Source organism: Streptomyces sp. NPDC058375 (assembly GCF_042723425.1).
GTDB lineage: Bacteria > Actinomycetota > Actinomycetes > Streptomycetales > Streptomycetaceae > Streptomyces > Streptomyces durocortorensis.
The window spans coordinates 39,532-46,491 of record NZ_JBHXJG010000023.1 but is presented as its reverse complement, the minus strand read 5'-3'; the positions used below and the strand labels follow the sequence as shown (position 1 = coordinate 46,491).

Sequence of the window (6,960 nt, the reverse complement as noted above, 5' to 3'; positions counted from 1 at the left end):
GCCCGGCACCTCGCGTGGGTGCCGGGCCGTTTCTGCTTCACTCGACCGGGTGGCATATGCCAGAAGCGCGATCTCGGGCAGTCCCGCCCTACGATGATGCTCTCGACACCAGCCCATTCCAGGAGGCCCGCAATGTCTGCAGCAGCAGTCGAGCACCCCTGTGACGATGAGCCGGAAACGCTGCTGGAAACGGCCAACCGTCTCACCGAGCAGCTTCCGGGGCATCGCGTCGAGATCATCGGAGGCGTCATCACCGTGGCCCCGCCCGCGGACGGCCCGCACGCACGTGCGCTCACGAAGCTCATGCGCCCCTTCATCTCCGCAGGTCTCGACGACGGCGAGAGCGAAGTCCTCCAAGGCGTGGGCCTCTGGCTCCCCGGCGGCCCCCAGGACTTCGCGATCCCCGATCTGGCGATCGTCGACGCAGACTTCGACGAGCACCTGCGCGAGAACAACAGCTACGACCCTGCCTGCTTCCGGCTGGTCCTGGAGGTCACCTCCGGGAACTACCAGAACGACCTCCGCCACAAGGTCACCGCCTACGCCCAGGCCAAGATCCCGGTCTACGTCATCGTCGACCGCAAGCACGGCCGGGTCCACGTCCTGACCGACCCGCTCCCCAGCGGCTACGACCGCCACGAGGTCTACGCCCCCGGCCAAGAAGCCCCGCTGCCCGCCTCCATCGGCGCCGAAGTCGCCCTGGACGTCGACGAGATCGTGCGCGCGGGCAGCCCGAAACGCTGAAGGCGCGGGCCTCACTCCCCCGGCGCGCCCGCCAGCACCGCCCGCAGCGCGGCTATCCCCGCCAGCCACTCCTGGTCCGCCCCGGCGTCCGCCCACAGGTCCAGCGGCTCCGCGTTCTTCGCGGTGAGGCGGTCCAGGGCGCGGACGGCCAGCGGGCGCAGGTCGGCGGGGAGGGGCGGCAGGGGCTTCTTCGGGCCGTACGGCGTGGTGACGGGCTCTCCGTCGCGGCACTGGGCGGCGATCAGCGCGGCGGCGGCCACCGCTTCCTCCCCGCCGTCCGCATAGTCCTCGGGCCCGGTGTCCGCGGCGGCCGCCAGGACCGCCCGGAGCACGTCCGCCTTCCTCTCCGGTTCCGCGTCGTCGACCCGGCCACCGAAGTCGGCGGCGGTGTCGTTGTCGAAGTGGCCGATGTCCCAGGCGCCCATGGGATCCCCCTCAGTCCGTGTGCCGGTCAGCCCGTGTGCCGGTCAGTCCGTCGTGCTGACGTCCCCATCCTCACAGCCGCCACTGACAACCGGCCGGCGCGCAAGGACGAACCCCTGCGGCGCCCGCTCCGGGAACGGCCCGTCCGTCTCCCGCTCCCGCCACACCCGGGACACCACCTCCAGGCCCGCGTCCCGCAGCAGTTCGGCCACCCGCTCCGGCTGCCGCCGGTGGAAGACGAGCGAGACCTCCAGGCCCCACGCCTCCGTCAGCCGCAACGGCTCGTCGCCGACCTGGAAGCCCAGTTGTACGTAGCCTCCCGGGGCGAGCACGCGGTGGAACTCCGCGAAGACGCGCGGCAGTTCCTCGTCCGGTACGTGGATCGTCGAGTACCAGGCGAGCAGGCCGCCCAGTGAGGCGTCCGGCAGGTCGAGGGCGAGCATGGAACCCTCCTCGAAGCGCAGCCCGGGATGCTCCCGCCGCGCCACCGCGACCATCTGCGGGGAGAGGTCGATCCCGAACACGCCGAGTCCCCGGCCGAGTTCGTGGAGGTGCTCGGTCACCCGTCCCGTCCCGCAGCCGACATCGGCCACCGGGAGGCCGCCGCCGCTCGCCTCCGCGAGTTCCGCGAACGTACTCAACAGCGCACGTTCCAAGGGCTTGGCGGCCAACTCGCCGCGGGTGAAATCGACGTAGGCGGGGGCCATGGCGTCGTACGAGGTACGGGTGGTGTGGAGGAAGCCGGGTGCCGGATCAGTTGCGGTCATGGCGCACCACCCTAGGGGCCGCCTCCCGGGCCCGGGGGTCAGACCATCGGGTGGCCGCTGACGGTCGCCCCGGGCGGGACGAGCTCCTGGACGACGTCCCAGTGCTCGACGATGCGGCCGTCCTCCAGCCGGAAGATGTCGACGATCACGACGGGGTCCGACGCCCAGCCGTGGACGACGCTGTGGGTGAAGACGAGGTGGCCCTGCGCCGCGATCCGCTGCGGTTCCCACGAGAAGCCCTCCAGCTCCGGCACCGTGGCACGGAGCGTCTCCAGGCCGCTCGGCATCCGGGGGCTGTGCTGCACATAGGGCTCGGCCCAGTACCGGTCGAGAGCCGTGAGGTCCTTCTCGGCGAAGAGCTCGCGCATGGCGGTGAGCACGATCTCGGTGTTGCGCCGGGCCTCGTCCGCTGCGGGACGTTCACTCATGATCATGTCTCCTCGGTGGTTGCGCGGGCGGCTCCCCGCCGTCCACGCGTTCGTACTGAAGCGCGCCCGAGGGGCAGCGCCGCACCACGTCGACCAGGCGCTCGGCGTCGGCAGCGTCGGGCGTGATCCACGGGCGCCTGCCGGTGTCGAAGACCTCCGGCAGGCCGTGGACGCACTCGGCGGCGTGCCGGCAGCGCCCGGCCTCGAAGGTCACGGTGATCGACCGGCCCTCGTAGGACTTCTTCCCGGTACTCCTGTTCATCCCTGCCACCGCCCGATCAGTCGCTGACCTTGCTGCGGGACTGGTACAGCAGGTCCTGGTACTCCGGGTGCCGGGCGATCCAGCCGGCGAAGAACGGGCAGGTGGGCAGGACCCGCAGATTCGCGGCCCGCGCCTCGTCCAGGGCCGTGCGGGCCAGCGCCGCCCCGACCCCCTTGCCCTCGTACGCCGGCGAGACCTCGGTATGGAGGAACGCGATGAGTTCCGTCGTACGGAGGTAGTCGGCGACGCCCGCGACCTCGGACTCCCCCTCCACCCGGGCCTCGTACCGCTTGGCTTCCGGAACGTCCTTCACTTCGACTGCCATGTGCCTGCCCTCTGTTCGTCCTGCGTCCGCACCCGCCCGGTCGGCGTGGCGCACCGTCGTCGACTCCGCCGCCCCGGCCTCAGCCGGCGCTCCGGGCGTGCGCGAGGAGCTGGGTCTCCCAGGCGAAGGCCACCCCCGTGGCGCCGCCGTGCTGGGCCTGCACCTCGGCGGCCGCCGGAACGGTCTCCTCGCGGGCCCAGTCGCGCTGCCACTCGCCCATCACGGCCAGCCAGGTGATGGGCACGACGCCCGCCTGGATCATGCGCCGCACCGCCATGTCGTGGGCCTCGGCCGACACGCCCCCCGACGCGTCGGTGACGGCGTAGACCTCGAACCCCTCGCCCACCGCCTGGATGGCCGGCATCGCCAGGCATATCTCCGTCCAGAGCCCGGCGAGGATCAGCTTCTTGCGGCCGGTCGCCTTGACGGCATCGACGACGCGCTCGTCCTGCCAGGTGTTGATGAAGGTCCGGTCGATCGGCTTCTGCTCCGGGAACACGTCCTGGATGCCCTGGATCAGCAGCCCGCCGCGCTCCTCCAGAACAGTGGTCAGGATGGTCGGGACGCCGTAAGCCTTGGCGGCCTTGGCGAGCCCGACGACGTTGTTCACGACCATCGTCGGCTCATGACTGTTCAGGTTGGCGAACTGGAACGGCTGGTGGTCGATCAGCACCACGACGCTTTCCTCGGGCGTCAGCAGCGCGTCGAGTCCGGCCTTGGGCTGGGTGCTCATGGGGGTTCCCCTTCACCAGATGGTTGACGTGTCATCAACATTAGGCACGGGTGGTTGATACGTCAACCATCACCTCGGGCGGGTGACTCGCCGTCGACGCCGAGACTCCGGTGAAGGCGCCCCGGACGGCCTCGCTACGCTCCTCGCATGAACGCGACGCCTCGCTGGCTGACCCCCGAGCAGCAGGCCGCCTGGGACGGCTTCATCCGCATGCAGGAGAAGCTCATCGGACGGCTCTCCCGCCGGGTCCAGGCAGACTCCCGCATGTCCCCCTCCGACTACATCGTGCTGGCCAAACTCACCGAGGCCGGCGGGCGCATGCGCTTCATGGACCTGACCAAGCTGGTGGAGTGGGAGAAGAGCCGCATGTCCCACCAGGTGGCGCGGATGGCCAAGCGCGGCCTGGTGGACAAGGAGGACTGCCCCGACGACGGGCGCGGGGCGTTCATCATCGCCACGCCCGCCGGCCGCGAGGCGATCGAGGAGGCCGCGCCCGTGCACGTCGAGCACGTCCGACGGCTGTTCATCGACGCGCTCACCCAGGAGGAGCTGGACACCCTGGCCCGGATCTCGAACCGCGTCCTCGCCCACCTGGAGAAGCAGCCCGACTGACAGAACTCCGGCTTACGGCATCGGGGGCAGCGGCACGTTCGCGGCCCACCCCCGCTCGCCGCCCTCCCACTCCCCGGTCGGGCCGAGGCCCGCCGCCACCGCCACGGCGGCGGACGCGGCGTGGTCGGGGTGGATGTGGGCGACGAGTTCCCGGACACCTCCGGCCGAGACGAGGTACGCCGCGAGCCCCTTCGCGGCCTCGCTCGCGTAGCCCCGGCCCTGCCACGGCGTCCCGATCACCCAGGCGATCTCCGCGCGGGGCCCCCGTACCGTCGCCTGGACGTATCCGGCGAGGCTCCCGTCCTCGCGGACCCGGAGCACCCAGTTCCACCAGCGCTCCCCCGCATCCGGCGAACCGGCGCACTGCCGCTCGTACCGGGACCGCAGCGCGACCGGGCCCGGCGGCTCGCCCCCGGTGAACACGTACAGCGCGGGGTCCGCGAGGACGGCCGCCATCTCCTCGGCGTACGCCGGTTGGAGGGGGAGCGCGTCGAGGCGGGCGGTGGCGAAGGGCGGAGGCGGAGGCGCGGGCGCGGGGGTCGTCGGCACGGTGCCCGACCCTACGTGCTCCGCCTCCGCCCCGACCGTCCCTTTTCAGGCCCTCAGCTCTCAGGCCCTCAGCTCTCAGGCGCTCAGCTCTCAGGCGCTCAGCGGCTCGCGCCCTCAGCTCTCAGCTCTCAGGCGCTCAGCGGCTCGGGCCCTCAGCGGCTCAGGCGCTGGAAGCGGCGGACCGCCAGCGGCAGGAACACCAACGTGATCACGAGCGGCCACACCACGGCCATCAGCAGGGCGTGTTCCTCGACCCAGGTCCCACCGCCCGCCACCGGGTTGCCGAAGAGTTCGCGGGTGGCCGTCGCGGTCGAGGAGATCGGGTTCCAGGCCGCGACGAAGCCGAGCCAGTCCGGCATCAGGGACGGGGCCACGAAGGTGCTGGAGATCATGGTGAGCGGGAAGGCGACGGCGTACAGCCCGCCCGCCGCCTCCGGGGTCGGCACCACCATGCCGAGCCAGACGCCCACCCAGATCAGGCTGAACCGCAGCAGCAGGAGCAGCCCGAACGCCCCGAGCGCGCCCAGCAAGCCGCCGTCCGCGCGCCAGCCGATGAGCAGGGCCGTGACCGCCAGGATGGTCAGCTCGGCAGCGGCCACCACCAGGTCGGCCGCCCCGCGTCCGGAGGCGAACGCGGAGGGGGCCATCGGCATGGACCGGAAGCGGTCGACGACCCCCTTGGAGGCGTCGGTGACGACGGCCACGGCGGTGTTCATGAAGCCCATGGCCATGGTCATGGCGAACATGCCGGGCATCAGGAACTCCCGGTAGTCCCCTCCCCCGGGCACCTTCATCGCACTGCCGAAGACGTATCCGTACAGCAGGACGGAGAGGATCGGGAAGCCCAACTGCCAGACGACCGCCACGGGTTGGCGCTGGTACTGGGTGAGGGTGCGGCGGGTGATGTTCCAGCAGTCGAGGACCGCCCAGTAGGCCAGGCCGCCGGCGGGGGGTCCGGCCGTCGCCGCGGGATTGCGTTCGAGTGCGGTCATGCCGCCGCCACCTCCAGGGCGTCGCGGTTCTCGGCTCCGTGTCCCGTCAGGCGCAGGAACACGTCGTCCAGGCTCGGGCGGCGCAGCCCGATGTCCTCCACCGCGATACCGGCGTCCTGGAGGCTCCGGGCCACCTCGGTGAGGGCGGCCACCCGGTCGGCGACCTGGGCGTGCACCCGGCGGGCGGGGGCGTCGGTGACGACGAGCCCGCCCCCGGCCACCCGGTCGACGGTCTTCGCCACCGCGTCCAGGTCCCCCGGGTCGGCGGCGACGACCTCGATCCGGTCGCCGCCGACCCGGTCCTTCAGCGCGTCCGGGGTGTCGTCGGCGATGGCCCGCCCCCGGTCGATGACGGTGATGCGCGAGGCGAGCCGGTCGGCCTCGTCGAGGTACTGCGTGGTCAGCAACACCGTCGTCCCGCCCGCCACCAGCGCCCGGACCGCCTCCCAGACCTCGCCGCGGCCGCGTGGGTCGAGCCCGGTGGTCGGCTCGTCCAGGAAGAGCACGTCGGGCTGGAGGATCATCGAGGAGGCGAGGTCGAGCCGCCGCCGCATGCCACCGCTGTATGCGCCGGCGCCCTTGTCGGCCGCCTCGGTCAGGTCGAACCGCTCCAGCAGTTCCGCGGCGCGCTGCCGGGCCCGGCGGTTGCCGAGGTGGAAGAGGCGCCCGAACATCTCCAGGTTCTGCCGCCCGGTGAGGCCCTCGTCGACGGCCGCGTACTGGCCGGCGAGCCCGATCCGGCTCCGTACGCGGCGGGGTTCGCGCGCCACGTCGAGCCCGGCGACCTCGGCGCGACCCGTGTCGTACCGCAGGAGGGTGGCGAGGATCCGTACGGCGGTGGTCTTGCCGGCCCCGTTCGGGCCGAGCAGGCCGTGGACGGTGCCGGGGCGGACGGCGAGGTCGAACCCGTCGAGCGCCCGTTTCTCCGGCCCGCCCTTCCCCCGGTACCGCTTTACGACACCTTCGGCGAGCACCGCGTACCCGGATACGGATGCGGATGCGGATGCGGACATGGCACAACCCCCTGTTTCTCCGACTGACCGGAAGCGAACTGAGTACACCGTACTCCACACTGGGTACACCGTACCCCAATACGAGTACGGTGTACCCAAAACCGCTCCGGAG

11 protein-coding genes are annotated in these 6,960 nt (G+C 71.8%); 2 read left to right on the top strand and 9 right to left on the bottom strand.

Annotated elements, in window-relative coordinates:
* Positions 1-132 precede the first annotated feature (132 nt).
* A complete protein-coding gene (locus ACFWM7_RS06585) occupies positions 133-744 on the top strand; it encodes a Uma2 family endonuclease (protein ID WP_383255844.1) in 612 nt (203 codons plus the stop codon).
* A gap of 11 nt (positions 745-755) precedes the next feature.
* Here ACFWM7_RS06585 and ACFWM7_RS06580 read toward each other — a convergent pair whose 3' ends face one another.
* The 6 genes from ACFWM7_RS06580 to ACFWM7_RS06555 form a co-directional block, all read right to left on the bottom strand.
* Entirely contained in the window at positions 756-1,169 is a 414-nt protein-coding gene (locus ACFWM7_RS06580; protein WP_383255840.1) for a DUF4259 domain-containing protein, read from the bottom strand.
* 42 nt (positions 1,170-1,211) lie between these two features.
* Positions 1,212-1,934, bottom strand: coding sequence for a class I SAM-dependent methyltransferase (locus ACFWM7_RS06575; protein WP_383255838.1), 723 nt, complete (start codon positions 1,932-1,934; stop codon positions 1,212-1,214).
* 38 nt (positions 1,935-1,972) lie between these two features.
* Positions 1,973-2,362 carry a nuclear transport factor 2 family protein gene (locus ACFWM7_RS06570; protein ID WP_383255835.1) on the bottom strand — a complete coding sequence of 130 codons (390 nt, stop codon included), beginning with the start codon at positions 2,360-2,362 and terminating at the stop codon, positions 1,973-1,975.
* Complete coding sequence (locus ACFWM7_RS06565; RefSeq protein ID WP_383255831.1) at positions 2,355-2,624, bottom strand: (4Fe-4S)-binding protein; 270 nt, start codon at positions 2,622-2,624, stop codon at positions 2,355-2,357. Before ACFWM7_RS06565 ends, ACFWM7_RS06570 begins: the two co-directional genes overlap by 8 nt.
* A 16-nt stretch (positions 2,625-2,640) precedes the next feature.
* A complete protein-coding gene (locus ACFWM7_RS06560) occupies positions 2,641-2,949 on the bottom strand; it encodes a GNAT family N-acetyltransferase (RefSeq protein ID WP_383255829.1) in 309 nt (102 codons plus the stop codon).
* Between the two features lie 79 nt (positions 2,950-3,028).
* Positions 3,029-3,682, bottom strand: a complete 654-nt coding sequence (locus ACFWM7_RS06555; RefSeq protein WP_383255826.1) for a hydrolase — start codon at positions 3,680-3,682, stop codon at positions 3,029-3,031.
* Positions 3,683-3,829: 147 nt separating this feature from the next.
* Between ACFWM7_RS06555 and ACFWM7_RS06550 the strand changes: the two genes are divergently transcribed.
* Positions 3,830-4,294, top strand: a complete 465-nt coding sequence (locus ACFWM7_RS06550) for a MarR family winged helix-turn-helix transcriptional regulator (protein ID WP_383255824.1) — start codon at positions 3,830-3,832, stop codon at positions 4,292-4,294.
* A 12-nt stretch (positions 4,295-4,306) separates the two neighbouring features.
* On the opposite strand, the gene ACFWM7_RS06545 is transcribed toward ACFWM7_RS06550, so the two are convergent.
* The 3 genes from ACFWM7_RS06545 to ACFWM7_RS06535 all read right to left on the bottom strand — a co-directional run bounded on the left by ACFWM7_RS06545 (position 4,307) and on the right by ACFWM7_RS06535 (position 6,848).
* The gene (locus tag ACFWM7_RS06545; RefSeq protein ID WP_383255821.1) at positions 4,307-4,843 is read right to left on the bottom strand and encodes a GNAT family N-acetyltransferase; all 537 of its coding nucleotides are present in this window, start codon (positions 4,841-4,843) and stop codon (positions 4,307-4,309) included.
* 152 nt (positions 4,844-4,995) lie between these two features.
* Complete coding sequence (locus ACFWM7_RS06540; RefSeq protein ID WP_383255817.1) at positions 4,996-5,835, bottom strand: ABC transporter permease; 840 nt, start codon at positions 5,833-5,835, stop codon at positions 4,996-4,998.
* Positions 5,832-6,848 carry an ATP-binding cassette domain-containing protein gene (locus ACFWM7_RS06535; protein WP_383255815.1) on the bottom strand — a complete coding sequence of 339 codons (1,017 nt, stop codon included), beginning with the start codon at positions 6,846-6,848 and terminating at the stop codon, positions 5,832-5,834. The genes ACFWM7_RS06540 and ACFWM7_RS06535 overlap by 4 nt, the downstream gene beginning before the upstream one ends.
* Positions 6,849-6,960: the final 112 nt, after the last annotated feature.

Bases quoted from the DNA above. Each gene is read 5' to 3' on its own strand.
- ACFWM7_RS06580 (WP_383255840.1), bottom strand. From the start codon at position 1,169: ATGGGCGCCTGGGACATCGGCCACTTCGACAACGACACCGCCGCCGAC.
- ACFWM7_RS06585 (WP_383255844.1), top strand. From the start codon at position 133: ATGTCTGCAGCAGCAGTCGAGCACCCCTGTGACGATGAGCCGGAAACG.
- ACFWM7_RS06560 (WP_383255829.1), bottom strand. From the start codon at position 2,949: ATGGCAGTCGAAGTGAAGGACGTTCCGGAAGCCAAGCGGTACGAGGCC.
- ACFWM7_RS06540 (WP_383255817.1), bottom strand. From the start codon at position 5,835: ATGACCGCACTCGAACGCAATCCCGCGGCGACGGCCGGACCCCCCGCC.
- ACFWM7_RS06535 (WP_383255815.1), bottom strand. From the start codon at position 6,848: ATGTCCGCATCCGCATCCGCATCCGTATCCGGGTACGCGGTGCTCGCC.
- ACFWM7_RS06565 (WP_383255831.1), bottom strand. From the start codon at position 2,624: ATGAACAGGAGTACCGGGAAGAAGTCCTACGAGGGCCGGTCGATCACC.
- ACFWM7_RS06570 (WP_383255835.1), bottom strand. From the start codon at position 2,362: ATGAGTGAACGTCCCGCAGCGGACGAGGCCCGGCGCAACACCGAGATC.
- ACFWM7_RS06550 (WP_383255824.1), top strand. From the start codon at position 3,830: ATGAACGCGACGCCTCGCTGGCTGACCCCCGAGCAGCAGGCCGCCTGG.
- ACFWM7_RS06555 (WP_383255826.1), bottom strand. From the start codon at position 3,682: ATGAGCACCCAGCCCAAGGCCGGACTCGACGCGCTGCTGACGCCCGAG.
- ACFWM7_RS06575 (WP_383255838.1), bottom strand. From the start codon at position 1,934: ATGACCGCAACTGATCCGGCACCCGGCTTCCTCCACACCACCCGTACC.